This is a genomic window from Listeria booriae, from assembly GCF_000766865.1.
In the GTDB taxonomy this organism is placed as follows: domain Bacteria; phylum Bacillota; class Bacilli; order Lactobacillales; family Listeriaceae; genus Listeria_A; species Listeria_A booriae.
Genome location: NZ_JNFA01000011.1, coordinates 59,606 through 84,460, shown reverse-complemented (window position 1 = coordinate 84,460; position 24,855 = coordinate 59,606). Strand labels below are relative to the sequence as shown.

Below are 24,855 nucleotides of genomic sequence, written 5' to 3'. Positions count from 1 at the left end.
ATGTTGCGAGAACAGCAAAATTTTTATTATGGTGGAGATTATAACCCAGAGCAGTGGGACGAGTCGGTTTGGCTAGAGGACATGCGCTTGATGAAGAAGGCGGGCGTGAATTATGTGAGTGTGAATATTTTTAGTTGGGCGAAGTTGCAGCCGAATGAGGAGACGTACGATTTCACGACGCTCGATAAAATCATGAATATGCTTGCGGAAAATAGGATTGGTGCGGATTTGGCGACGGGAACGGCGGCGCCTCCTGCTTGGATTGCGCGGAAATATCCGGATTCGTTGCCGGTGGATGTGGACGGCGTGCGATTGTTGCCTGGGTCTAGGCAGCATTATTGCCCGAATAGTGAGGATTATGCGCGGCTTGCGGGAGCTTTGACGCGAAAAGTGGCGGAGCGTTACCATGATCATCCGGCGCTTGTGATGTGGCATATTAATAATGAATACGGATGCCATATTGGCGAGTGTTATTGCGGAAAGTGCCAGACGGAGTTTCAGGTTTGGTTGAAGGGGAAATATGAGACGGTAGAGCAGTTGAATGTGAGTTGGTCGACGGATTTTTGGAGTCAGCGTTACTATGAATGGGAAGAGATTTTTTTGCCTGGAAAAACGCCAACGTATGCGAATCCGAATCAGCAGGTAGATTTCAAGCGATTTATGAGCGATTCTTTGCTTGATTTATATAAAATGGAGCGGGATATTATACGGGAATTTTCGGCGGACATTCCGATTATGACAAATTTGATGGGGCTGCATAAGCCGATTGATGGCTTTAAATGGGGCGCAGAGATGGATTTGGTGTCGTGGGACGCGTATCCTGATCCGTATGATGAGATTCCGTATGCGCAGTTCATGGCGCATGATTTGACGCGGAGTTTGAAGAAAAAGCCGTTTTTACTTATGGAACAAGCGGCGAGTGCGGTGAATTGGCGTAGTCAGAATGGGGCGAAAACACCTGGAATCATGCGACTTTGGAGTTATGAATCGGTTGCGCACGGTGCGGACGGAATCATGTTTTTCCAATGGCGGGCATCACAAGGTGGCGCGGAGAAGTTTCATAGTGGGATGGTGCCGCATTCTGGTGATGAAGAAAGCCGGAATTTCAAAGAAGTTGCGGAGTTAGGGCAGGAATTGAAACGGTTAGATGAACTTGTTGGTTCAGAATTTGATGCGCAAGTGGCGATTATTTTTGACTGGGAGAATTGGTGGGCTTTGGAGCTTGATTCGAAACCGTCTGATTTAGTGACTTATATGCGTCAATTATTGGCTTATTATAAAGTGTTGCATCGCTTGAATGTTCGCGTGGACTTTGTGCATCCGAATGAAGACTTGTCAGGTTATAAACTTGTGTTTGCACCGGCGAGCTATCAAGTGTCGCGAGAGTTTGCGGATAAAGTCGCGAGTTATGTGGAGCAGGGTGGTCATTTTGTTGCGAATTTCTTTAGCGGGATTGTGGATGAGAATGAGCGGGTGTACTTGGGTGGCTATCCGGGGGCTTATCGTGATGTGTTGGGTATTTATGTGGAAGAGTTTGCTCCGATGAAACGCGGAACGACACATCAAATCCAGACGGCGTACGGCGATGTGGACATTGCGGTTTGGGAAGAAGTGATTCATTTGCGCGGCGCGAAAGCTATTGCATCGTTCAAGGATGGTTATGTGGCGGGAATGCCTGCGGTGACGGTGAATCAGCATGGCGCTGGGACGGCGTATTATGTTGGGACGCAACCTGAGACGGCGTATTTAGAGCAGCTGTTACGTGATTGTTTGGATGCGGCGGACATTACGCCTCCTTTTGCAGTGCCAGCAGGTGTTGAAGTTACGGCTCGTCAGAAGGGTGAGACGACGTACTATTTCTTCTTAAACCACACAGACAAGACGCAGGTTTTTGACATTGGCGGAACGTTCGCGGAGCTGATAAATAGCGAAAACATCTCGAATTTCATGACACTTCCAGCCCATGATGTGAAAATTTTAAAAAAGTAACGGAGGTCTCGTAAAAAATGAGCATTAGTTATGATGAGGCACGGCGGATATTTCATTTGCGCGGTAAGGACGTTAGTTATGTGTTAGGCGTAGTTCGTGACGGCTATTTGGCGCATTTGTATTATGGCAAAAAATTGCGAGAATATCGCGGTTCCAATGATTTGACGTTCATAAAACGTGATTTCTCGCCCAGTGTGGAAATAGGTGACGAGACGTTTTCGCTGGATTCGCTACCTCAGGAATATCCGCAATATGGCAATACAGATTTTCGAAAACCTGCGTACCAAGTGAAGGGGCCGGACGGTACGACGGTTTCTGATTTGCGCTATGGATCGCACCGCATCTATTCAGGAAAAGGCACGCTAGACGGTTTGCCGGCAACGCATGGAAGTGATGTGGATACGCTTGAAATCACGATAGTGGACGAGGTTCTGAAGCTACAGGTTGTTTTGCAATACGCCGTGTTTACAGAATACAATATCATCACTAGATCAGCCCGCTTCATAAATAATGGTGACAATACATTGCAAATTTTGAAAGCCGCAAGTGCCAGTGTTGATTTTAAAGATGGCGAGTATGATCTCCTAACTTTGCCTGGCGCTTGGGGAAACGAACGCCAAATAGAAAGAGGTCCCATACGCCGCGGCATACAAAGCGTTGAAAGCCTTCGTGGTGCCAGCAGTCATCAACAAAATCCCTTCATTGCCTTGCTCCGAAAAACGACAACCGAAGAACAAGGCGATGTTTACGGCTTCCATTTTGTTTACAGTGGCAATTTCGAAGCAACCGTTGAAGTAGACCAGTTTGCAACGACGCGCGTCAATTTTGGAATACATTCTTTCAATTTCAATTGGCAATTAAAGCAAGGCGAAACATTCCAAACCCCCGAAGTGGTCATGGTTTATTCCGACAAAGGCCTTGGCGACATGTCCAGACAATTGCACCATTTCTATCAAAATCACCTACTGCGAGGCGCTTACCGCGACAAAGAACGTCCAATCCTAGTAAACAACTGGGAAGCGACTTACTTTGACTTCACAGAAAAAAAGATTCTGGACATCGCAAAAATAGGAAGCAAGCTTGGTATGGAACTTCTAGTTTTAGACGATGGCTGGTTTGGTAAACGAAATTCCGATAAGACCTCATTAGGCGACTGGTTTCTCAACAAAGAAAAATTGCCACATGGATTAACAAAGCTAGCAGAAAAAATCAATAACCTAGACATGGCATTTGGTCTTTGGTTTGAGCCAGAAATGATTTCAGTAGACAGCGATTTATATCGCGACCATCCTGACTGGTGCCTACATGTTCCAGAACGAAGACGCTCAGAAAGCAGAAACCAACTCGTTCTCGATTTTTCACGCGAAGACGTCCGTTTGGCCATAGTGAATCAAATGACAACGATTCTAAAAGAGGTCCCGATAAAATATGTAAAGTGGGACATGAATCGCCATTTAACAGAGGTAGGTTCCGCCCATTTTCCAAAAGAGCAACAACAAGAAATCGCGCATCGTCACATTTTGGGCGTATACGATGTTATGAATCGAATAACCACTGAATTTCCAGATATTCTATTCGAAAGTTGCTCAGGTGGAGGCGGTCGTTTCGATCCAGGTATGTTATATTACATGCCACAAACATGGACTAGCGATAACACTGACGCAATCTCCCGCCTGAAAATTCAATACGGAACAAGTCTAGTCTACCCAATAGTTACAATGGGCGCCCACGTCTCTGTTGCCCCAAATCACCAAGTCAAACGGCACACATCGCTAGAAATCCGCGGCAATGTAGCAATGTCCGGAAACCTAGGCTATGAACTAGATTTAACAAAACTCACCGACACCGAAAAAGAAACCATCAAACAACAAATCCAAACATACAAAGAAATCCGTCCACTCATCCAATTCGGTGATTTTTACCGTCTAAAAAGCCCATTTGAAGGCAACGAAACAGCCTGGATGTTCGTCGATAAAACTAAAACCGAGGCCGTCGTATTCTATTTCCAAGTACTCGCAGTTCCCGCAAAACCATTGCAGACTCTCAAACTAGCAGGTCTAAATAAAGACGCGGAGTATAAAATAAACGCAACAAAACAAGTTTTCGGCGGAGACGAATTAATGTACAGCGGATTAAAAATACCAACCACACTAAAAGGCGATTTCCAAACATTCCAATGGCACCTCATCGCAAAAATGTAAAAAATCGCAGTTTAACTCGCTAATAGATACGGGTATATGGTAGAATGGACGTTTAACAGAAATAAAAAAGGAGTTGCTTAAAAAATGGGATTTTCAGAAGCATTTAAAGCTTTTTGGGGGAACTATGCGAACTTCAGCGGTAGAGCTAGTCGTTCAGAATATTGGTATGCTTGGTTAGCGGTTTGGTTGATTTTCTTCGTATTGGGGATTTTCAGTTATGTTAGTGAGTTCATTTATTATGTGGATGGACTACTAGGACTAATTGTATTATTACCAATGATTAGTCTAGGCGTTCGTCGTTTACACGATACAAACAAAAGCGGTTGGTTCATTTTAATGGCATTAATCCCGCTTGTTGGTTGGATTATCATGCTAGTCTTTTACTGTACAGCAGGAGACAGAGGCGCCAATCGTTTTGGCGAAGATCCATTAGCTAAATAAGTATTGAAGAACGTTTGAAATTCCTAATCAGGAAGCTCAAACGTTTTTTTGTATGGCTGAATTGGCAATCAACTGCTCATAATTAGTAATTTTGTAGTCCAGTTCACTATTAACTTCCATTAAGCGTTGCAGCTGCTCTTGGATAAACGCCTGATGTGCTTGCAATAACTCGAGTCGTTGCGCGGCAGTGTGGTCGCCTTCTGAAAATAGTTCGGCGTATTTCCGAATTTGTGCGAGAGGCATTTGCGTCGCTTTCAAACGAATCACGAAGCGCAACCAATTGAGATGTTCTTCGTTATAATAACGCTCACCACTTGTTTTGCGAGAAGGTGTAATAATTTTTTCCTGTTCATAATAACGTAATGTATAGGTGCTTAAACCCACGATTTTCGCCGTTTCGCCAATTGTATACATAAAATCACTCCTAACTGCTTGACTTAGAGTTCACTATAAGCCGTATAATGACGACTATACCATAAATAAACGGCGGAAGCCATTGGAGGAAATGAGATGAAATACACGGTAATAACAGGAGCAAGTTCAGGAATTGGTTACGAAACAGCATTGGCATTCGCAGCAAGAGGCAAAAATTTAGTCATTGTGGCACGCCGAAAAACAGAACTAGAAGAACTTAAAAACGCAGCGCTCGCAATCAATCCAGAATTAGATATCAAAATTAAAACAACAGATTTAACCGTCACAGAAAATGTATACGAACTCTATGAAGGCCTCAAGGAATTAGAGCTAGAAACATGGATCAACAACGCAGGCTTTGGCAATTTCGACCTTGTCGGCGAGCAAAAACTAACTAAAATCGAATCCATGCTACACTTAAATATCGAAGCATTGACAATCTTGTCCTCTCTTTTCGTTCGTGATTATGCAGAAATAGAAGGAACACAATTAATCAATATCTCATCACGCGGAGGCTACAACATCATTTCCAACGCCGTAACCTATTGCGCAACCAAATTCTACGTTAGCGCCTTCACGGAAGGTCTAGCACAAGAACTAATAACAACAGGTGCCAAAATGCGCGCTAAAGTACTGGCTCCATCAGCCACAGAAACCGAGTTCGCCCAAAGAGCGACAGACACAGACTCCTTTGACTATGAAAAAGGCATGGCGAAGTTCCATACAAGCAAAGAAATGGCTGGCTTCCTACTAGACTTATACGACAACGAAAAGATTGTTGGATTAGTAAATGGCCGCGACTTCACATTCGAGCTACAAGATCCACAATTCACCTATGTCAATTCCCCACGCTTCATTAAATAAAGTTGTAAAGCGAGTCATCACTGGCTCGTTTTTTATTTGTACAGCGAAATCAATAATTCTTCAATCTGCTTCATGTCGACTTGTTCGGGCAATGCGGTTTCTTTTGCTGCACGGTCAAATTCTAATTGTAATACAGCAACACGCTCAAAAATTTCATCAAAAGTCATTTCTCCAGAGCGAATCGCCATCAGCAAATCGTGTTCTGCACGACGTTTTGTAATAACACCTTTACCTTCTAAAATATCCCGTCCAGTCACGAGCATTCTTACTAAATGCATGGCATGCTTATACAATCGCGGCAATTCCTTCTGAGAATCATCCGGCCGAGCCTTATCAAATGTCCGTACGATTCCTTGCAAATCTGTATATATACCATTAAAATCACGCAATGGGTATCCTTGAAGATTCAAATCCATCACAATTTCCTTATTTTCCAGTCGTAAGTTCAGTGTGTTAGAATCTAAATTCGAATATTTATCACCAAACCGCCCAATCTGCGTGTTTAATCGTTCCAAGACCAGCGCTTCTTTCTCATCCTTTGAATTATCATTTCTAACTAAAGCATTCTGCAGTCGTTTTAATTGTGCTTTTGCATAGTTGCCAAATGTTTGCTCTACTCGCTTTGAAAGAAACAAATCCACATTATCACGCACCATTCGCCCAGTATCCGAGCAGATAAGAATATCCTCTTCCTCTACGCCAAGCAGTTCAAGAACATTCGGATTCGACTGTGCACACAACTTAATAAATTTCTTAGCACCAAAAATCACAGTATCCGTCTCTTTCTCTTCAAACTGCTCGAAAGTATGCAGGCCTAATAAATAATGCTCATCTTCCAACAAAAATCCGCGCAAATCTAAATCACTCGTCGCGATATTTGTTCCATAACCATGTGACCCACTAGCAACCAAATAAGCTATATTTTCTAAATCAGCATTTGCTCTCAAAAAATCATATTCATGGGACATAATCGTTGTCTTATATTTATCCATTTTCACCCACATCCTTCACTTATTTACTTGCAAACATTATACCAAAAGAAGCCGTCCGAAAATACTTTTTCTCCAAAGTAAAAATAGCTTGACTTTAAAAGCGAATCGAGGTATTTTAAGTATAACCAATTCCTACTTAATAAGTAAGAATTATAAAAATGATAACGAAGAAAAGGGGAGAAAGTATGAAAAAAGGTTTATTATTTATTTTCACATTAACGATGGTATTAGTTCTCGCAGCCTGCGGTGGTTCTGGGAGTTCCTCTGATAAAGCAAGCGGCTCGAAAGACAATAATTCCATTATCATCGGTGTTCCCGGCGATCCAGAAGTAGTAAACCCACTGTATTCAAGCGATCGCGTGAGCTTAACGATTCAACAAGCACTTTATGCTCCATTATTTTGGGAGTACGATGGTAAACCTGCCCTTGCGGATAAATTAGATATCTCACCTGACAATCTAACGTATACAGTGACATTAAAAGACGGTTTGACTTGGCACGACGGCAAGCCATTAACTGCGGACGATGTCGTATTCAGCGTCAATTCTATCATTGATGAAAAACAAAACAGTCCATTCCGTGGCAACTGGGTATTCGGTGACAAATCAGTCAAAGCCGAAGCTGAAAATGCAACAACTGTAAAATTCACGCTACCACAAGTTGCACCAGCATTTGAAAACACATTAAAAACATTTTATCCAATTCCAAAACACATCTTTGATGGCGTTGCAGATATCGGAAAAAGCGATAAAAACAACGCACCAGTTGGTTCAGGTCCATACAAATTCGTTAATTACAAATCAGGCGAATACTACTCTTTAGAGAAGTTCGATAACTATTTCGATGGCAAACCAAAACTTGATAAAGTAACATACCGAATCACAAAAGACCAAAATGCAGCGAACTTAGCATTGCAAAATGGCGAAATTAACTTAAAAGCTATCCAACCAGCTGAACGCAATAAAGTCGAAAAAGCAAGTGACGTCAACATCATTACGTATCCAGAAAATCGTCTAAGCTACATTGCGTTTAACCAAAACGTTGCAGCACTGAAATCAAAAGACTTGCGCCAAGCAATCTCATTAACACTTGACCGTAAAGACTTAATTGATGCAGCATACGGCTCAGAAGAATATGCAAAACCAGCAAGTTCATTCCTAACTGAGAACACGAAATTCTTCACAGACAAAGTAGAAACATACAATCAAGACCTAACAAAAGCTAAAGAACTACTAGCAAAAAGTGGCTATAAAAATTCTGATAAACTAAACATCATTTATTTGAACAACAGTAAAGCGCAAGAAAGTATCGCTTTATATGTGCAAGAACAATTGAAATCAATCGGCGTATCATTGGAATTGAAACCTACTGACCCAACTGCGATGAGCAATATTACACTTGATCGTAAGAGTGATGCTTACTCATTAATGCTTGGTGGTTATATCATGGGTAATGATCCAGATGCTTACAAAACACTCTACATGTCAGGCGAACCTTACAACTATATGAACTACAGTAATCCAGCGCTAGACAAACTTTGGAATGAAGGCGCAGTTACTGCCGATGAAACAAAACGTCAAGGTATTTATGAACAAATCCAAACAACGATTGCGGACGACGCAGTTATTTATCCAATTTCATACGATAATGCTGTACTAGCTATCGGTAAACAATACGGAGGAACAAAAGAAGCGACACCACAACCAGTAACCATGTTCCGCGACTTGTCTAAACTATATCTTAAATAAGATTAGTGAATGAAAAAAGGTAATTCAGAGCCAAAAACTTGTTTCTTGTTTGTGAATAGCCTAATCTGTATATATTAGAGCCCCGAACTGGTAGGGATTTATTCTCTACTGGTGAGGGCTTTTCCGTTGTTTTAACCATACTTTTTTTGTTAGGGGCTTTGCTTCATGATACAAACAATCTTTAAACGTTTACTACAAACGATACCAATGCTTTTTATTATTTCACTAGTCTCGTTTGCTTTGGTGCAATTAGCTCCAGGGGACCCGATTACTTCTTTTGTCACGCCCAATATGAATCCTGACGATGTGGAACGAATAAGACAAAGTCTTGGACTAGATCAACCGATTTATGTGCAATATTTCAAATGGCTTGCCAATGTATTGCAGGGGAACTTTGGTTATTCCTTGATTAATAATCAGCCTGTTTTAGGTCAAATTATTGAACGTTTACCGGCTACGATTGGTTTGATGGGAACAGCTTTATTTTTCACATTATTATTGTCTATTCCATTAGGTCTTGTGGCGGCTGCATATGAAAATACGAGATTAGATCGTGTACTTAATGCTGTTTCTTATATTGGTATTTCTATTCCGATTTTCTGGTTTGCGATGATTTTAATTGATGTATTCTCTGTTCAATTAGGTTGGCTTCCTAGTCTTGGGATGCGAACGATTGGCGTGGAGTCATTCTGGGATGTCGTGAAACATGCGATTCTGCCTGTCACGGCACTAACTTTCCAAGGATGCGCTTCGTATTATCGTTATGTTCGCTCCAATACGATTAACCAGTTAAAAGAAGAATATGTGTTATTCGGCTATGCTAAAGGGTTATCTAAAGCTCAAATTATGCGACACCATGTCTTGAAAAATTCATTACTCCCAGTTATTACATTACTAGGTATGTATTTACCACAAATCATTACTGGCGCATTCATTACGGAGAGTGTATTCTCTTGGCCAGGCATGGGTTCGCTTGGAATCAATGCGATTTTCCAATTGGATTATCCGATGATTATGGCGATTACGATGTTCTCGGCATTACTTCTTATTATTGGGAATTTACTAGCGGATATCGCGTATACCATTATTGACCCACGTATAAGGGAGGTTAGCTAATCATGATGAAAGCAGATATTTCTAAATTCACCAAGCCTAAAAATGTCCAACCTCCTGAAAAAGCCCAATTACCTAGGGAAAGAACCTTCTGGCATTTCTTATTAAGTCAAAAGCGAGGCATCTTTGCTATAGCGGTTCTACTTATTCTAGCTCTGGCGTGTGGCTTTGCATTCTTATCTCCATACGATCCGAATGCGTTGTCGATTCAAGATAAGCTATTACCTCCAAGTTCTTCTCACTGGTTTGGTACAGATGACCATGGACGAGATTACCTTACGCGTGTGCTTTATGGCGGCCGTGTCTCGCTTACTGTTGGATTCTTCGCGATGCTTATTGCATTAGTTGTTGGGACGGTAGCAGGGACAGTCAGTGGTTATTTCGGTGGATTCGTAGATAGTTTATTAATGCGCTTCTTAGATATATTTATGTCTATTCCATCGTTTTTCTTATTGATGATTTTGAATGCGTATTTGAAACCGGGTATCGGTAATATTATTTTGATTATTGGTTTGTTATCTTGGATGGATGTCGCCAGAATTGTTCGTGCGGAGACGCTGTCACTGAAAGAACGGGAATTTATCCTGTACTCTAAATCGAGTGGTGCGGGCGTTTGGCATATTATTACGCGACATATTATCCCAAATGCAATGCCTTCCATTGTGGTTGCGGCATCGCTAAATATTGCAGCAGCCATTCTGACGGAATCGGCTCTAAGCTTCTTGGGGCTTGGCGTGCAACAACCGAATTCTTCATGGGGAAGTATGCTGAATAATGCGCAGGGCTATATCGGCGATGCAACTTATCTGGCCTTGTTCCCAGGGGCCTTGATCTTGCTCACAATTCTTTCGTTCAACGTCCTTGGCGATGTGTTCCGAAAAGGATTAGAACCGCGTGATATTCACAAATAATCAAGTCTATGTACACCCTTTAAAATGCCTAGCGTGGCGTTTTAAAGGGTGTTTTATATATTATTTTACTTTCAATTCAATAACATCTGCACGCATTTCGTTTACGGCTTGTTCGATGATTTTAATCTCGCTTGCCAACTCACTTAAATTATCAATCGTTTTTTGGTAACGCTCTTCTCGTTCATCGTTCTTGCGCATCATCCATACAAGCAATGCTACAAAAAGGATGCCGAATGTTATTTCGGTCGCGTTAGCCACTAAGTTCTCCAGTCCCGTAATAATCACTTCCAAACTAAAATAGTTTTTCTTCTCCATCTTCATCATACCTCCCCGTTAAGTATGATACTTGCGCCTATATCTTAATGTGTCATGACCGGCTTTGCTTGTGTCTGCTCCGCATAATAGGCCGTTAAAAAGCCTTCCAGTGCAGCTTTCTTCAGTCGATAATAATGTGATTCACTCCATCCGATACTCATGTATACCTCGATGTTCGTTCGTTTCTTCTGTGATACGTATTTGGCTAAAAGGACCTCCCGTTGGTCCCCGTTTAATTTATTAATCGCATCTGTTATTTGTCTAATTTCGGTATACATCGTGGATTCGGCGATTCTTTTGGTTAGCTTGAGTTGATTGTCCTCGGTGCGTCTTGGCATACTTCTTTTTGGTAGGCTCAGCAGTAAGGTGTTGTACTTGAATAATAAACGCTCGGCTTCTTTGCACTTGTTCATTCATTATGCTCCCCCTAAGACTGTTTTATTTGTGTTAAAATGCTGTCATATAATTGTTGCCTTTCTTGTTCATCCCATGATGCGAGTTGTTGTTTGGAGTACGTAGAAAAATAGCTAATCAGCGCAACTTGAGTCCGTACTTCACTTGCTAGCTCATCGTTGTCTTCTAATTTCGCTTGTTCTTTTCTCAGATTCTTGATTTTACGACAGATGAAGCATTTGCGGTTACATTGATGGAACGTAATCGCTTGTTCGTTATGAAAATCAACCAGCCGCGAGAATAGAACATTGATTTCTCTTTGTCTTTTCTTGTTCATGTGCTTCTCTCCTTGTCCTGTTTTTTTAGGAGTAACTTTACTATAAACCCCTCTGAAATCGAAGTCAAGAGAAAAACGAACATTTGTTCTCTTTGCGGTTTTTGGTTGGCTATAGGACTTGGATGAGGCACTCTCTTTTTTTATAATTTGGGAGTTTTTTAAATTTTTTTGTGCTATAATAAAACTGCGAATGTGTGAAAACTAACAAATGAATGGGGATACTAGCATGGCTTTTGTGGAAATGAAAGAGGTTTATAAAAGGTATCATTTGGGTGAGAAAGTTGTAACGGCAAATGATGGCGTAACTTTTCAAATTGAGCAAGGGGAATTTGTCATTATTGTAGGGCCTTCAGGAGCCGGGAAGTCAACGGTTTTGAATATTTTAGGTGGTATGGATATGAGCGACGAAGGCCATATTTATATTGATGGTGTGGATATCGGTGCTTATAATGCTAAACAATTGACCGGATATCGGCGCCAAGACGTGGGTTTCGTGTTTCAATTTTATAATTTAGTGCCGAGTTTAACGGCGAAAGAAAATGTGGAATTAGCTACCCAAATTTCGCCGAAAGCGCTTGATGCGGGCGAGGTTTTGAAACAAGTTGGGTTAGAAGAGCGGATGGACAATTTCCCAGCGCAATTATCAGGCGGGGAGCAGCAACGTGTGGCGATTGCGAGGGCCTTGGCGAAGCAGCCGAAATTATTGCTTTGTGACGAGCCGACTGGTGCCCTTGATTACAATACGGGGAAATCGGTGTTGAAATTGTTGCAAGATACGTGTCGAAATACTGGGACAACAGTTATTGTTATCACGCATAATACAGCGATTACACCAATTGCTGATAGAATAATCGAAATCAACAACGCAAAAGTTCGTGATGTCAAAATCCAAGCCGATCCTGTGTCGATCGAAAGCCTTGAGTGGTAAGGAGACATCATATGAAAAAAGCATTATGGAAAGATATATGGCGTGAAATCGCAAAATCTAAAGGACGCTTCATTTCGATTTTTCTACTTATCGCACTTGGCGTCGCCTTCTTCGTAGGATTAAAAGCAACCGGACCCGACATGATTAATACGACCGACAAATACTACAAAGCGCAAAATTTAATGGATTTACAAGTCCAGTCAACATACGGCTTGAATAAAGATGATATTGCGATTTTAAACGCTATTTCTGGCGTGAAAAACGTACAACCTAGCTACACATCTGATGTGATGCTGAAAGATTCGCTCTTGATTACGAAAGTTTTCTCGTTACCAAAAACCGATGTTATTAATAAATATACTGTCGAAAAGGGACGTTTACCGAATAAGAACGGCGAAATTGCGCTCGATTCGGTGAATAAATCTTCCTCAAAATACAAAATAGGAGACAAGGTAACGTTTGTAAACAGTGATGGCAGCGCGCTGAAAGGCAAGTTTCACACGACGACTTTTACCGTAGTTGGTTTTGTCTCGACGGCTCAGTACATCGAGAAAGGAACGCGCGGAGCATCCACGATTGGTAACGGTCGAGCTGATATTTTTGCAGTGGTTCCTGAGGCGGATTTTGATGCGAAGTATTATTCGACGGCTTTCATGACTTTCAAAAACACAGCGAACGAAGAAGCCTACAGCGACGGGTACGATTCTGCGTTAGAACGGAACACCGCATTGGTGAAAAAAGCGCTTAAAGGCCAGCCAGAAGCGAGGCTGGAAGCTATTCGTTCGGATGGCGAGGCGAAAATCAAAGAAGGCCGTCAGGAAATTGCTGATGGTCAGGCTGAACTTGATGCTAATGAGCAGAAATTAAATGCCGCGCGTGCCGAGATTGACCGAGGTTGGTCAGCGTATTATCAAGGAAAACGTGAATTAGAAAGCAAGTTAGCAGAAGGTCAGGCAGAAATCACGAAAAACGAAGCCAAACTTGCCAAAGCAAAACAAGATTTAGAAGTAGCGGAACGTAAAATTACTGATGGTCAGGCGCAAATAGAAGATGCACAAGGGCAGCTAGAAACAGCGCAAACGGAGCTTGAAGACGGTCAGATGATGTTGGACGAAAATAAGGCGCAATTAGCGATGGTGCAACGTGTATACGACTCTGTGCGTAATTATACGCTAGGAGATATTCCAATTGCAGATATTGACGAAGAAACGAAGCAAGAAATCCTAGATAATGCCGATATGCTGGACCCTGAATTAGGAGCGTATATTCGAGATTATTTTGACGGAACGCTTTCGGAAGCGCAATTAAATCGTTTGAAAGCGGAGGCTAGTAAACAGCTAAGTGAAGCGAATAAGATGGTGTCAGAGGCGCAACAAGAAATCAACCGCAACCGCCAATTACTCGCGGATAAGCAGAGCCAGCTTGCTGAGAAAAAATACGAGTTGGAACAAGGGAAAGAGAAGCTTGCGCAAGGCAAGAAAGAATACGCCGATGGACGCGCGCAACTTGATGCAGCTAAGCAAAAATTAGCAGACGCGAAAACAACAGGTTATGCAAAATTAGCAGATGCGAAAGCGAAATTAGATGCAGGCGAAGCAAGCTATGCCAGCAATTTGGCTACATTTAATCAAGAAAAAGCAAAAGCGCTAACTAAAATCGCAGATGCTAAAAAGGACTTGCAAATCGCGCAAGAGAAACTAGATGACTTGGCGTTGCCGAAATATTTTATTAGTGACCGAACGGATAATCCGGGCTATACGGAATATAAAGATAATGCAGATCGAATTGCTTCGTTATCGACGGCATTTCCAGTGTTTTTCTTCTTGATAGCCGCGCTTGTTTGTTTAACGACGATGACGCGGATGATTGAGGAGCAGCGGACGCAGACGGGGACGTTGAAGGCGCTTGGTTATAGCAACGCGGATATCATTACGAAGTTTCTTGTGTATGGTTCGCTTGCAAGTGTTGCAGGGACAGCGATTGGTCTTGCGATTGGATTCCGAGTGTTTCCGCAAATCATTTTTGTGGCATACGGGTCGTTGTATAATTTGCCAGCATTAGATATTTCGTTTTATTGGAGTTATAGCCTGATTTCGCTGGCTGTGGCGTTATTCTGTACGACGTTGACGGCGTTCGTTTCTTGTCGGGCGGAGTTGCGTGAAAATGCGGCGTCCTTGATGCGACCGAAGGCACCGAAGAACGGGAAACGTATTTTGCTAGAACGAGTTGGCTTCATTTGGAATCGGATGAATTTTACGAGTAAGGTGACGGCGCGCAATATTTTCCGTTATAAGCAGCGGATGCTGATGACAATCCTTGGTGTTGCGGGATGTACGGCGCTTCTGGTGACGGGGTATGGGCTGAAAGATTCGATTGGCGATATCGCGCCATTGCAATATGGCCAGATTATGAAATATGACGCGGTGGTCGTTCTCGATAACAATGCAACCAAGACGCCGCTTCAAGACTACAACGACACAATCGAAAATACATCCAATGTGAAAAGTGCAGCCGATGTCTCGCAAAAAAATATGACGGTGGTCGAAAAAGGTGTGGCGAATCAAGGTGCAACGCTAATTACACCGAAGTCGACAGATAATTTTAGTGACTACATTGTGTTACGTGATCGCAAAAGCCACGATCCAGTACCGCTTACGAATCAAGGCGCAGTCATCTCCGAGAAGCTTGCCAAATTATACAACGTAAAAGCAGGCGACTCCTTGACGATTCGCGACGGTGATAACAATAGTTATAAAATCAAAGTCACAGGCATCACAGAGACCTACGCGATGCACTACATTTACGTGACGCCAGACTATTACAAACAAGTTTTTAATAACGGACCAGAGTACAACACCCAACTTCTTCAACTCAAAAAAACAGATACAAAATGGGAAGACAGTTTTGCAGAAAAATTGCTGAAAAATCCCGCGGTGCTCGCCGTCACATTTACTGACACGGCAAGCAATGCGTTTGGAAGCACGATGGACAGCTTAGATGTTGTCATCATCGTTCTCATTATTTCAGCGGCAGCTCTAGCCTTCATTGTTTTATACAATTTGACGAATATCAATGTTTCCGAGCGGATTCGCGAATTATCAACCATTAAAGTACTCGGGTTTTATCCAAAAGAAGTAACGATGTATGTTTACCGGGAAAACATTATTTTGAGTGTAATGGGTATACTTGTAGGCTTTGTTCTGGGGATATTCTTGCACGGATTTGTAACATCGACGGCCGAGGTAGATATGTTGATGTTCAGTCCAACGATTCATATGATGAGCTTTGTTTATGCGGCATTGCTAACACTACTATTTTCAACGCTCGTCATGATTGTAATGCATATAAAACTAAAACGTGTCGACATGATTGAAGCATTAAAATCAGTAGAATAAAAAAAGCCCGGCTTCGAGTCTCAAAGCCGGGTCTTTCTATGCGATTCTTAGTCTTCTTTTTTGTTAAACCAGCGTTTTTTAGCGCTTTTTTGTGCTTCTTGTTCTGCTTGTTTAGCTTCGTTGATTTCGTGAGCCACTAGACCTTCATCCATACGAACAACGCGACCGCCAAGTTTTTCGTTCACCAAGTCATTGATGAATTCATTGTTTTCTTCTTCGGCAATTAAAATAACGCCTGTTTGGTTTTCTGGAATTGTGTCGAGCGTTTTCTCAAACACGTTCATAGCATCGCGAATTTCTTTCGCATCTTGTGTTGAACCGATAATTGCACCGGTCATCCAGCCAAGTAACACGCCTAGTGGACCGCCTAGAATACCGACTAGCATACCAATTAGGCTGCCTTTCATATTCTTGTCGCCACCTGTGAAATCAAGGAAGTCTTTTGCGTTTATCTTATTGTTGGGATCGTGGACAACAACGGCCATCTGTTCCCCGTGAATTTTTCTCTCTGCGTGAAGTGTTTTAATCTCTGAAAATGCTTGATAGGACTTACTTTCTGTTTCGAAATTCATGATAAGTACTGTCTTATTTGTCTGTTTGCTCATGTCGAATAGCCTCCTAAATTTTTCTATGGATTATCAGCAATAAATGCCTTGGTTCTAGTATACCTATAATATCCTACAAAATAAAACATTAACCGCTATTTTGAGGAATTAATCGTGCGTTTCGTGTTAAAATGAAGAGGGAATGAAGAAGTATCACGTGATTTTGGAGGAGATAGGATGTTAAAAGGTTGGGAAGGTATTAATATTGCTGTAAGTAATCCAGAACAGTTCGTGCGTTTTTATAGCGAGCAGCTAGGTGTGCCGCTTGTATTTGAAGGACACGGTGGATATAACGGTGCCAAATTAGCTTTTTCAAGAAATGATCCTGGAATTATTGTTTGGAATAAAGAGAACAATGATGTATCCACACAAGGCCCTACAGAATTTGTTTTTAGGGCAGACGATTTGGACAAAACATATGAGCAATTAAAGTTTAATGGTGTAGCTATCCAGCCGCCGTTCATGGCAGATTGGGGCGGAAAAGAGTTGCGTTGTGCTGATCCAGAAGGAAATAGCATACTGATTCTTGACATCGAATATTAATTAGTAAAAGAGGGAGGTTGGGACAAAACTCAAGATAAAGCAAAACCGCCGAGCCATTTACTTTGGGTAAGACGAAAAATTTTGCTTTACACAAATCGAGCGAAAGCGTTTGTATTCAGGGAGTTTGGTGGAAGCCGGAAGCGGAGCATACTGGTGTATGTGAGAACCGGAAGTCCGCCAAACTCCCTGAATGCGAGCGCTTGTCGCCGATTTATTTGGGTTATGTTCCAGACTCTTTTTAGGTTGATTGCACGCGATTTACATAGTATGATAGTATCAAGAAATAAAGTGGAAAATGGTGAGCTATTTGAATAACAAGCGAAATTATCATGTGAAATTTTTGACAGAAAAAGATGTGGCGTTAGCAGAAGCAGTATGCGCTAATTGTGACGATTATTTCCTAATGGAGCAAGGCGCGCCAGCAACTTCTAAGAATGCGCAAGGAATCATTACCGACTTACCAAAAGGCAAAACAAAGCGTGACAAGTTCGTCATGGCCGTATTAGATGAGGCAGATAAGCCAATCGGTCTCATTGATGTCGTCGCAGATTTCCCGAAAAAAGGACAATGGATTATCGGGCTACTCATGCTAATTCCGGAAGAAAGAGGAAGCGGATTCGGCAAAGTCTTATACCAAGTAATTAAAGATTGGGCGCTAGACGGAGGAGCAGATTCATTGCGTATCGGCGTTCTAGAAGAAAACAAAGAAGCAGTAGGATTCTGGAGCCACTTAGGATTCAAAAAAATAGAGGGTCAACAACACACATACGGAGAAAAAGAACATACCGTGCACGTGATGGTTCAAGAAATAGCCTAAGAAAAAGACACTTAGCCATGATATTTGGCGGTGTCTTTTTATAATTAAGGGGTTAAAAATAAATAAACCTTCAATAAAAGACGGTTTTGACACATAATGTTATAATACGTTTACAAATTTCTTATTGTGTGTTAAAATGAAGATATAAAAAATGGAGGTGCACAGAAATGACATCAAATATGGAGAATAACGAACTTGTAAATGAAACTGCAACTAAATTTGCTTACGAACACAGCTGGGTAGCCTTGAACGATGAGATGATCACAGAGAAATTGCGCGAATCAGAGCAGGATTTCGCAATGGGGAAGGGTTTGTCATGGGAAGAAGTGAAAAGAAAGGCAGCCGCACTAGTAGCTCAAGCTAAAGCGCAGACTGCATTTGAACAGGAATAAGTATGGAGCGGGGTATTACAATTAAGTTTTCCAGACATGCAAGTTTGGATTACGATCGTATCTCACTGTACTTGACGGAAGATGTATACCAATTTCAAGCCGAGCAGAATTTTAGCAAGGCGATAGAGGCGTTATTAGGCAATTTGACTGCATTTCCTAGAATGGGGAGTGTGTATGACAATGGTAGATGCCTGTCAAGAGAATATCGAAGAATTAATGTGGGCAGGTATAGTATCTTCTACGTTTATTTAGAGGATAAAGCTGTAGTTGAAATACACCGAATCTTAGCAGGAATGGCGGATCATACTATTTTTATTAAGGATGAAACGCAGATGTATGATATATAAGTACCGGGGGAGCATGAATGACAGTGGCTCCCTAATTTTTTATTTGGTGGCTAATTGGCGAATCGAGTTGCCACTAATTAGTTTTGTTTCAATGATGGTATGTTTTGCAATATCATGTTGTTGCCCAATCAATTGGAACAGTAGTTCTGTGGCGGTTTTACCTAATCGTTTCGTTGGAATGTCAATCGCGGTTAATGGAGGCGTCAGGAATGTTGATACGACGCGGTCATTATAGCCAACAACAGATAAATCATGCGGAATACGTAGTCCTAAATCAGCAGCTACTTTGTAAATGCTAAGTACCTTTAAATCGTCCGTTGCAAAAATCGCAGTAGGCCGTTCAGGAAGTGTCAGTAAGCGGTGTGTCGCATTGTAGGCGTCCTCTGCCGAATAACCACTATCTATAATCCAATCTCCACGGATGTCTAAATGATGTTCAAACAAGGAACTGCGGTACCCAGCAAGTCGATCAATCGAGACATGGTAATTCAGCGGTGCGTGCAGACAAGCGATGTGTTGGTGACCTTGTTGAATAAGTAATTTTGTTAATTCGTAGGAGTCCTTGAAATTATCTGTGTCCACGGAATAAACATTGGTATAATCGCCATCTATTTTTCCTGTAACGACAATTGGTATGTTGAAAGGATCAAGCTTTTCGAAAAAGGATTCGTCTGCAGGAGAGCTCAGCATGATGATACCTTTAATCATTTTTTCTTTGATTTTTGTAATGCATTTCTCGAGTTCGTCGGCTGTGTTACGGGATGTTTGTAAGATTAAATCGAAATTCTGATCTTCTGCGATGGCTGAAATCGAGTGGATAATTTCTGAGAAGAAAGGGTTTCCAGCCGTTGTCTTTGTTGGTCGGTTTGAAATGACCATGATTGCATCGAAGCCGGAACTAGTAAGCGCACGTGCGAGTTTGCTTGGTCGGTATTCTAATTCTTCGATTGCGGCGAGAACGCGTTTTTTTGAATCGGGTGAAATATTTGCTTGGTTATTTAATACGCGTGAAACGGTGGATTTCGAGACTCCAGCGAGACGAGCGATATCATAAATGGTGGCTCCCATTAGTTTTGTCCTCCTCGTTATATCGTGATGAGACCGTTCCCATCTTTTTTCTATTCTATGTTCTATTCTACTCAATTGTGGTAAAGTTGTCCAATAGAAAACGAGCGATGGATAAATTGTTGGTATGAATAGAAAGATAGCTAATTTCAGAAATTAGTTTGAAAAACACTATTGACAGAAAGCGCTTTCTGTAATATACTCAATTTTGTGGGAGCGGTACCAGTAAAAGGAGGTCAAAATGGACATTATTACGAAGCGTTTAGAGACTATATATGAAAGTGAAAGCGTTGTATCTATTGCTAGTGAGATTCAACATAGGATAGAGCAAGCGAAAAGGAAGGTAAAAGCCCGCAAGCAAGGCTGGGACAATAAAGATGTTGTCTTGATTACATATGGTGATCAATTTTTTGAAGGGCAGGAACCTACGTTAGTTACGTTTAAGGAAATGTATGATAAGTATTTGCATGACATGTTTGAACTTGTTCATATTCTACCGTTTTATCCATACTCGTCAGATGATGGCTTTTCAGTGATTGATTATAAAATGGTGAATCCAAAACTTGGTGATTGGAATGATGTGAACAATTTAACAAAATCAACGAGACTGATGTTCGACTACGTTTGTAATCATATTTCTGCGAAAAGTGATTGGTTCGAGGAATACTTGAAGGGGAATCCAGAGTACGATAATTTCTTTGTAGAAATGTCACCAAATACTGATTTATCTGCGGTTACAAGGCCTCGTGCTACACCAGTTTTAACGGAGTTCGCACTTGCTGATGGGCAGAAGAAGCATATTTGGACGACATTCAGTGAGGATCAGATTGATTTGAACTTTAGTAATCCGCAAGTGTTACTTCGAATGATTGATGTACTCGCTTTTTATTTAGAAGAGGGTGCGGAATATGTGAGACTTGATGCGGTTGGATTCATGTGGAAAGAGCCGGGTACGTCTTGTATTCATTTGGAGAAGACGCATGAAATTGTGAAACTGTTCCGTGATGTTTTAGATGAGATTGCGCCAGGAACGGTGATGATTACTGAGACGAATGTGCCGCATAAGGACAACATTACGTACTTTGGAGATGGGAAAGATGAGGCGCACATGGTGTACCAGTTCCCGTTGCCACCACTTGTTTTACAGGCGATACACACAGGAAATGGTGAAGCGTTATCTGGTTGGGCGAATGGACTCGAATTGCCTGGTGACGATGCGACATTCTTTAACTTCCTTGCGTCACATGATGGGATTGGTTTGAATCCGATTCGCGGGATTGTACCGGAAAATGATATTTTGGCTTTGGTGAAAGACCTAGAAGCAGAAGGTGCGCTTGTTTCTTATAAGCAGAATCCGGATGGGACGAAGAGTCCGTATGAAATTAATGTGACGTATATGGATGCGTTAAATAAACTGTCGGATTCAGATGACTTGCGATTGCAACGATTTTTATTAGCGCATTCGATTTTATTAGTAATTCCAGGTGTGCCCGCGATTTATGTACAAAGTATTTTAGGGGCGCGTAATGATTTAGATGGAGTTGCCAAGACGGGTCATAATCGTTCTATCAACCGCAAAAAGTACCCGCTAGCCGATATCGAAGCGGGAATTGGCGATAGTAAAACATTGATGCACCGCGTTTTTGAAGGTATTAAAGGATTGGTGCAGTTGCGTAAGTCTGAGCAGTTATTCCATCCGAATGTAGCGATGGAAGTTCTGGATTATGGTGCAGCAGTTTTTGCAGTGAAGCGATATGATGAGGTTGGGGATTATGTATTAGCTTTGCATAATTTGTCGGATCAGGTTGTTTCATGTAATGTGGAGGATTCGTGGGATATGATGACGAATCAGCATATTTCTGGGAGCGCTCCAATAACGCTAGCTCCTTATGCGTTTCGTTGGCTAAAAAACAAAAACTAGGAGGATTTTAAGATGAAAAAGAGAGGTTTAGTTTTACTTGTTGTTGTTTTAATGTTGAGTGCTGTGTTGGCAGCGTGTGGCGGTTCGTCGGGAAGCTCGGATGATAAGCAAGTGACGATCGAATTCATGCATTCCTCGGTAGAAAAAGAGCGTTTAGATGTTATTAAAGAACTAGTAGCGAAATTTGAAAAAGAAAATCCAAATATTAAAGTAAAACAAGTACCAGTTGAAGAAGACGCGTTCAATACAAAAGTGGTGACACTAGCGCGTTCTGGGAAGTTACCTGCTGTTTTGGAAGTAAGTCAAGATTTTGCGAAAGTAATGGTTAAAGATAAGTTGATTGATGAAGATGCTGTAAAAGATGTTATTCAAAAAGTTGGCGAAGATAGTTATTATGAAGGCGCGCTGAATTTGACGCGTTCTGAAGATGGTAAAAGTTATATCGGTGTTCCGCTTACTGGCTGGGTGCAAGGTATTTGGTATGACAAGAAAGCTCTAGCTGCGGCGAATTTTGAAGAACCTAAGAACTGGAACGATATTTTAACAATCGCAAAGCATTTCACAAATAAATCGAATAAAAAATACGGTATTGCTATCCCTACAGCGGAAGGTGCGATGGCTGAGCAAGCATTTTCACAATTTGCGCTATCAAACAAAGCCAATGTGTTGGATGCGAAGGGCAATATAACAATCGATACGAAAGAAATGAATCAAGCGTTAACGTTTTATCAAGAGTTGTCTAAATACACAATGCCGGGTTCTAATGATGTAACGGAAATTAAAGATGCGTTCATGAATGGCACTGTTCCAATGGCTATCTACTCGACATATATTTTACCGGCAGTATTTACTGATGGCGATCCAAGCAATGTTGGTTTTATCATTCCGGAAGAAAAAGAAAAAGCTGTATACGGAACGATTTCAGCGCTTACTTTATCAGATGGCCTAGATGATTCACAAAAAGCAGCTGGTAAGAAATTAGTTGAATTCTTATCGGAACCAGAAAACCAAACGAAATGGGTACTTATGTCTCCAGGTGGTGCGCAACCAGTTAACAAAGGCGTACTTGAAAACGAAAATTACAAAAATAATGAAGTCGTAAAAGCATTTGGTAATCTATCAAATGAAATCGCGGAATCATTCAATGATATTCAAGTTTTCGGACTTGTTGATGGTAAGAACTTCACGAAAATGGGTGACATCACAAGCTCTGGCGTTGTTGGCAAGATGGTGAATAATGTAACGGTTGGCGGAAAAGATGTCGACTCAGAACTTGAGAAAGCGCAAAGTACGGCAGAATCCAATAACTAGGAGGATACTATGAAAACAAAAGCATATAAACGTTCGGATGCGAAAATGGCGCTAGCTTTGCTATCGCCTAGTATCCTCTTACTACTCGTATTAGTCGCCTATCCGATGATTTCGAATATCCAAATTAGTTTTCTAGAGTTACCGCTCAATCCTAATATGGATTCTACGTTTATCGGTTTGCAGAACTATATTGATATTTTAAAAGATCCGGAATTCTATAAATCACTAGCGCTTACTTTTGGCTATACGTTTCTAGTGGTTGTTGGTAGTACGGTGATGGGGCTCTTGGTTGCGATTTTCTTCAACCGGGAGTTTCGTTTCCGCAAAACGGCGCGTTCATTGATTATTTTGTCTTACGTGACGCCGTCGATTTCACTTATTTTTGCTTGGAAATACATGTTTAACAACAGTTACGGATTTATTAATTTTATTGGTGGCGATGTGTTGCATTTATGGAAGGATGCACCGCTTTGGTTTGATAATCCGGTTTCGAGCTTTGTTTTAGTCGTGTTGTTCGCGATTTGGCGCTATTTCCCGTATGCGTTTATTTCCTTCTTGGCAATCTTGCAAACGGTGGATAAATCGCTTTATGAGGCGGCTGACATGGACGGGGCAACTGTTTGGGATAAGTTCAAAATTGTTACGTTACCTGCGATTATGCCGGTTCTAGCAACAGTTGTGACGTTGCGTGCGATTTGGATGTTCTACATGTTCACGGACGTGTACTTACTGACAAATAAAGTGAATATTTTAGGGATTTATTTATACCAAACAGCCTTTGCTTTCAACGATTTAGGTAAGGCTTCGGCGATTTCGGTAATCCTATTTGTGATTATCTTTGTGGTCATCATGATTACGAGAAAGCGAGTGAATTTAAATGGCAGTAAGTAGTAAAAAAACAAAGCGTACGAAGAAAATTGTTTTTTATGTAGGTTTGGTGTTGTTTCTCGTTTTCACGTTGTTTCCATTCTTGATTATGTTTATGACGTCTTTTAAGAGTCCGAAAGAGGCTATATCGGCGCCACCAACGTTTTTTCCAAAAGACTGGACGTTCCAGCACTATATCGATATTTTCAATCCAGATATTTTCCCATTCTTGACGTACTTTAAGAACAGCTTTATTGTGTCGCTTGTGGCGTCAGGGATTGCGGTTGTTTTAGGGATTTTAGGTGCTTATGCGTTGTCAAAATTGCGTTTCCGGGCGCGGACAACAATTAATGCGAGCTTTTATACGGTATACATGTTCTCTGGGATTTTGTTAATTGTGCCGTTGTTTAAAATTATTTCGAGTGTTGGGCTTTATGACACTAGAACGGCGCTGATTATTACGATGGTTGTGCAGACATTGCCGACTGCGATTTTCATGTTGATTAGTTATTTTGATACGATTCCGGTGGATATTGAGGAAGCGGCGATGATGGATGGCTTGAATCGGATGCAAATTATTATGCGAATCATTGTGCCGCTAGCGATTTCAGGGATTATTTCGGTATTTGTCTATTGCTTTATGGTGGCTTGGAATGATTATCTGTTTGCCTCGATTTTCTTGTCGGATTCGGAATTATTTACGCTACCGATTGGTTTGAATACGCTGTTTAGTACGCCTGATTATATTTGGGGCCGTATGATGGCGGCATCTCTTGTGACGGCATTGCCAGTTGTTATTATGTATGCTTTGTCGGAACGGTTTATTAAGGGGAATCTTACAGACGGCGGCGTTAAAGGCTAGGCGAGCACGGGCGAGAAGCATTTATCTTCGTCGTTAAAGGCTGTGCTCCGATGCTCACGTACCGGGGTACGCTCCGCGTCGGTG

24 protein-coding genes are annotated in these 24,855 nt (G+C 41.6%); 17 read left to right on the top strand and 7 right to left on the bottom strand.

The features are described from left to right. The 3 genes from EP57_RS03655 (at nt 1) to EP57_RS03645 (ending at nt 4,631) form a co-directional block, all read left to right on the top strand. Nucleotides 1-1,989 (top strand): beta-galactosidase, encoded by a 1,989-nt coding sequence (locus tag EP57_RS03655; protein ID WP_173405077.1) that lies wholly within the window; start codon nt 1-3, stop codon nt 1,987-1,989. Nucleotides 1,990-2,006: 17 nt separating this feature from the next. Beyond that, a complete protein-coding gene (locus EP57_RS03650; protein ID WP_036084339.1) occupies nt 2,007-4,190 on the top strand; it encodes an alpha-galactosidase in 2,184 nt (727 codons plus the stop codon). Between the two features lie 84 nt (nt 4,191-4,274). Then, nucleotides 4,275-4,631 (top strand): DUF805 domain-containing protein, encoded by a 357-nt coding sequence (locus EP57_RS03645; RefSeq protein WP_036084337.1) that lies wholly within the window; start codon nt 4,275-4,277, stop codon nt 4,629-4,631. A 36-nt stretch (nt 4,632-4,667) separates the two neighbouring features. Here the strand turns inward: EP57_RS03645 and EP57_RS03640 are convergent, their stop codons facing one another. Beyond that, complete coding sequence (locus EP57_RS03640; RefSeq protein WP_036084336.1) at nt 4,668-5,045, bottom strand: MerR family transcriptional regulator; 378 nt, start codon at nt 5,043-5,045, stop codon at nt 4,668-4,670. Nucleotides 5,046-5,141: 96 nt separating this feature from the next. Here EP57_RS03640 and EP57_RS03635 point away from each other — a divergent pair, with 96 nt between their 5' ends. Next, nucleotides 5,142-5,909 carry an SDR family NAD(P)-dependent oxidoreductase gene (locus EP57_RS03635; RefSeq protein ID WP_036084334.1) on the top strand — a complete coding sequence of 256 codons (768 nt, stop codon included), beginning with the start codon at nt 5,142-5,144 and terminating at the stop codon, nt 5,907-5,909. 32 nt (nt 5,910-5,941) lie between these two features. Here EP57_RS03635 and EP57_RS03630 read toward each other — a convergent pair whose 3' ends face one another. Beyond that, the gene (locus EP57_RS03630; protein WP_036084332.1) at nt 5,942-6,901 is read right to left on the bottom strand and encodes a DNA polymerase beta superfamily protein; all 960 of its coding nucleotides are present in this window, start codon (nt 6,899-6,901) and stop codon (nt 5,942-5,944) included. A 185-nt stretch (nt 6,902-7,086) separates the two neighbouring features. On the opposite strand from EP57_RS03630, the gene EP57_RS03625 reads away from it, so the two are divergent. The 3 genes from EP57_RS03625 to EP57_RS03615 all read left to right on the top strand — a co-directional run bounded on the left by EP57_RS03625 (nt 7,087) and on the right by EP57_RS03615 (nt 10,673). After that, the gene (locus EP57_RS03625) at nt 7,087-8,649 is read left to right on the top strand and encodes an ABC transporter substrate-binding protein (RefSeq protein ID WP_036084330.1); all 1,563 of its coding nucleotides are present in this window, start codon (nt 7,087-7,089) and stop codon (nt 8,647-8,649) included. Between the two features lie 165 nt (nt 8,650-8,814). Then, nucleotides 8,815-9,765 (top strand): ABC transporter permease, encoded by a 951-nt coding sequence (locus tag EP57_RS03620; RefSeq protein WP_036084328.1) that lies wholly within the window; start codon nt 8,815-8,817, stop codon nt 9,763-9,765. 5 nt (nt 9,766-9,770) lie between these two features. Beyond that, complete coding sequence (locus tag EP57_RS03615) at nt 9,771-10,673, top strand: ABC transporter permease (protein ID WP_036085026.1); 903 nt, start codon at nt 9,771-9,773, stop codon at nt 10,671-10,673. A gap of 60 nt (nt 10,674-10,733) precedes the next feature. Here EP57_RS03615 and EP57_RS03610 read toward each other — a convergent pair whose 3' ends face one another. The 3 genes from EP57_RS03610 to EP57_RS03600 are packed head-to-tail and all read right to left on the bottom strand — an operon-like array spanning nt 10,734 to nt 11,718. Further along, the gene (locus EP57_RS03610; RefSeq protein WP_052167529.1) at nt 10,734-10,988 is read right to left on the bottom strand and encodes a BhlA/UviB family holin-like peptide; all 255 of its coding nucleotides are present in this window, start codon (nt 10,986-10,988) and stop codon (nt 10,734-10,736) included. 44 nt (nt 10,989-11,032) lie between these two features. Further along, nucleotides 11,033-11,401, bottom strand: coding sequence for an ArpU family phage packaging/lysis transcriptional regulator (locus EP57_RS03605; protein ID WP_036084326.1), 369 nt, complete (start codon nt 11,399-11,401; stop codon nt 11,033-11,035). Between the two features lie 14 nt (nt 11,402-11,415). Beyond that, a complete protein-coding gene (locus EP57_RS03600) occupies nt 11,416-11,718 on the bottom strand; it encodes a hypothetical protein (RefSeq protein WP_036084324.1) in 303 nt (100 codons plus the stop codon). Between the two features lie 226 nt (nt 11,719-11,944). Between EP57_RS03600 and EP57_RS03595 the strand changes: the two genes are divergently transcribed. Beyond that, nucleotides 11,945-12,646: an ABC transporter ATP-binding protein gene (locus EP57_RS03595; RefSeq protein WP_036084323.1), complete on the top strand. Its 702-nt coding sequence runs from the start codon at nt 11,945-11,947 to the stop codon at nt 12,644-12,646. Between the two features lie 11 nt (nt 12,647-12,657). Then, nucleotides 12,658-16,041: an ABC transporter permease gene (locus EP57_RS03590; RefSeq protein ID WP_036084321.1), complete on the top strand. Its 3,384-nt coding sequence runs from the start codon at nt 12,658-12,660 to the stop codon at nt 16,039-16,041. 47 nt (nt 16,042-16,088) lie between these two features. Here EP57_RS03590 and EP57_RS03585 read toward each other — a convergent pair whose 3' ends face one another. Further along, on the bottom strand, nt 16,089-16,646 hold the full coding sequence (locus EP57_RS03585; RefSeq protein ID WP_036084320.1) for a DUF1269 domain-containing protein: 558 nt from the start codon (nt 16,644-16,646) through the stop codon (nt 16,089-16,091). Nucleotides 16,647-16,823: 177 nt separating this feature from the next. On the opposite strand from EP57_RS03585, the gene EP57_RS03580 reads away from it, so the two are divergent. From EP57_RS03580 to EP57_RS17335, 4 genes are all read left to right on the top strand, one after another. After that, the gene (locus EP57_RS03580) at nt 16,824-17,189 is read left to right on the top strand and encodes a VOC family protein (protein WP_036084318.1); all 366 of its coding nucleotides are present in this window, start codon (nt 16,824-16,826) and stop codon (nt 17,187-17,189) included. Nucleotides 17,190-17,484: 295 nt separating this feature from the next. Beyond that, a complete protein-coding gene (locus tag EP57_RS03575) occupies nt 17,485-18,006 on the top strand; it encodes a GNAT family N-acetyltransferase (protein ID WP_036084316.1) in 522 nt (173 codons plus the stop codon). 167 nt (nt 18,007-18,173) lie between these two features. After that, entirely contained in the window at nt 18,174-18,398 is a 225-nt protein-coding gene (locus EP57_RS03570; protein ID WP_036084313.1) for a hypothetical protein, read from the top strand. A gap of 2 nt (nt 18,399-18,400) precedes the next feature. Further along, nucleotides 18,401-18,745 carry a type II toxin-antitoxin system RelE/ParE family toxin gene (locus EP57_RS17335; RefSeq protein WP_036084311.1) on the top strand — a complete coding sequence of 115 codons (345 nt, stop codon included), beginning with the start codon at nt 18,401-18,403 and terminating at the stop codon, nt 18,743-18,745. 39 nt (nt 18,746-18,784) lie between these two features. Here EP57_RS17335 and EP57_RS03560 read toward each other — a convergent pair whose 3' ends face one another. Then, nucleotides 18,785-19,813 carry a LacI family DNA-binding transcriptional regulator gene (locus EP57_RS03560; RefSeq protein WP_036084309.1) on the bottom strand — a complete coding sequence of 343 codons (1,029 nt, stop codon included), beginning with the start codon at nt 19,811-19,813 and terminating at the stop codon, nt 18,785-18,787. 238 nt (nt 19,814-20,051) lie between these two features. On the opposite strand from EP57_RS03560, the gene EP57_RS03555 reads away from it, so the two are divergent. The 4 genes from EP57_RS03555 to EP57_RS03540 are packed head-to-tail and all read left to right on the top strand — an operon-like array spanning nt 20,052 to nt 24,771. Then, complete coding sequence (locus EP57_RS03555) at nt 20,052-21,731, top strand: alpha-amylase family glycosyl hydrolase (RefSeq protein ID WP_036084307.1); 1,680 nt, start codon at nt 20,052-20,054, stop codon at nt 21,729-21,731. Nucleotides 21,732-21,743: 12 nt separating this feature from the next. Next, nucleotides 21,744-23,042: an ABC transporter substrate-binding protein gene (locus tag EP57_RS03550; RefSeq protein WP_036084305.1), complete on the top strand. Its 1,299-nt coding sequence runs from the start codon at nt 21,744-21,746 to the stop codon at nt 23,040-23,042. A gap of 9 nt (nt 23,043-23,051) precedes the next feature. Further along, the gene (locus tag EP57_RS03545; protein WP_036084304.1) at nt 23,052-23,933 is read left to right on the top strand and encodes a carbohydrate ABC transporter permease; all 882 of its coding nucleotides are present in this window, start codon (nt 23,052-23,054) and stop codon (nt 23,931-23,933) included. Beyond that, nucleotides 23,920-24,771 carry a carbohydrate ABC transporter permease gene (locus tag EP57_RS03540; RefSeq protein WP_036084302.1) on the top strand — a complete coding sequence of 284 codons (852 nt, stop codon included), beginning with the start codon at nt 23,920-23,922 and terminating at the stop codon, nt 24,769-24,771. The genes EP57_RS03545 and EP57_RS03540 overlap by 14 nt, the downstream gene beginning before the upstream one ends. The last annotated feature ends 84 nt before the right edge of the window (nt 24,772-24,855 follow it).

Excerpts from the sequence above, each read along its gene's own strand:
- EP57_RS03610 (WP_052167529.1), bottom strand. The coding sequence starts at position 10,988 with ATGGAGAAGAAAAACTATTTTAGTTTGGAAGTGATTATTACGGGACTG.
- EP57_RS03550 (WP_036084305.1), top strand. The coding sequence starts at position 21,744 with ATGAAAAAGAGAGGTTTAGTTTTACTTGTTGTTGTTTTAATGTTGAGT.
- EP57_RS03615 (WP_036085026.1), top strand. The coding sequence starts at position 9,771 with ATGAAAGCAGATATTTCTAAATTCACCAAGCCTAAAAATGTCCAACCT.
- EP57_RS17335 (WP_036084311.1), top strand. The coding sequence starts at position 18,401 with ATGGAGCGGGGTATTACAATTAAGTTTTCCAGACATGCAAGTTTGGAT.
- EP57_RS03595 (WP_036084323.1), top strand. The coding sequence starts at position 11,945 with ATGGCTTTTGTGGAAATGAAAGAGGTTTATAAAAGGTATCATTTGGGT.
- EP57_RS03585 (WP_036084320.1), bottom strand. The coding sequence starts at position 16,646 with ATGAGCAAACAGACAAATAAGACAGTACTTATCATGAATTTCGAAACA.
- EP57_RS03620 (WP_036084328.1), top strand. The coding sequence starts at position 8,815 with ATGATACAAACAATCTTTAAACGTTTACTACAAACGATACCAATGCTT.
- EP57_RS03590 (WP_036084321.1), top strand. The coding sequence starts at position 12,658 with ATGAAAAAAGCATTATGGAAAGATATATGGCGTGAAATCGCAAAATCT.
- EP57_RS03570 (WP_036084313.1), top strand. The coding sequence starts at position 18,174 with ATGACATCAAATATGGAGAATAACGAACTTGTAAATGAAACTGCAACT.
- EP57_RS03645 (WP_036084337.1), top strand. The coding sequence starts at position 4,275 with ATGGGATTTTCAGAAGCATTTAAAGCTTTTTGGGGGAACTATGCGAAC.
- EP57_RS03630 (WP_036084332.1), bottom strand. The coding sequence starts at position 6,901 with ATGGATAAATATAAGACAACGATTATGTCCCATGAATATGATTTTTTG.
- EP57_RS03555 (WP_036084307.1), top strand. The coding sequence starts at position 20,052 with ATGGACATTATTACGAAGCGTTTAGAGACTATATATGAAAGTGAAAGC.
- EP57_RS03625 (WP_036084330.1), top strand. The coding sequence starts at position 7,087 with ATGAAAAAAGGTTTATTATTTATTTTCACATTAACGATGGTATTAGTT.
- EP57_RS03650 (WP_036084339.1), top strand. The coding sequence starts at position 2,007 with ATGAGCATTAGTTATGATGAGGCACGGCGGATATTTCATTTGCGCGGT.
- EP57_RS03600 (WP_036084324.1), bottom strand. The coding sequence starts at position 11,718 with ATGAACAAGAAAAGACAAAGAGAAATCAATGTTCTATTCTCGCGGCTG.
- EP57_RS03655 (WP_173405077.1), top strand. The coding sequence starts at position 1 with ATGTTGCGAGAACAGCAAAATTTTTATTATGGTGGAGATTATAACCCA.
- EP57_RS03580 (WP_036084318.1), top strand. The coding sequence starts at position 16,824 with ATGTTAAAAGGTTGGGAAGGTATTAATATTGCTGTAAGTAATCCAGAA.
- EP57_RS03545 (WP_036084304.1), top strand. The coding sequence starts at position 23,052 with ATGAAAACAAAAGCATATAAACGTTCGGATGCGAAAATGGCGCTAGCT.
- EP57_RS03575 (WP_036084316.1), top strand. The coding sequence starts at position 17,485 with ATGGTGAGCTATTTGAATAACAAGCGAAATTATCATGTGAAATTTTTG.
- EP57_RS03640 (WP_036084336.1), bottom strand. The coding sequence starts at position 5,045 with ATGTATACAATTGGCGAAACGGCGAAAATCGTGGGTTTAAGCACCTAT.
- EP57_RS03540 (WP_036084302.1), top strand. The coding sequence starts at position 23,920 with ATGGCAGTAAGTAGTAAAAAAACAAAGCGTACGAAGAAAATTGTTTTT.
- EP57_RS03560 (WP_036084309.1), bottom strand. The coding sequence starts at position 19,813 with ATGGGAGCCACCATTTATGATATCGCTCGTCTCGCTGGAGTCTCGAAA.
- EP57_RS03605 (WP_036084326.1), bottom strand. The coding sequence starts at position 11,401 with ATGAACAAGTGCAAAGAAGCCGAGCGTTTATTATTCAAGTACAACACC.
- EP57_RS03635 (WP_036084334.1), top strand. The coding sequence starts at position 5,142 with ATGAAATACACGGTAATAACAGGAGCAAGTTCAGGAATTGGTTACGAA.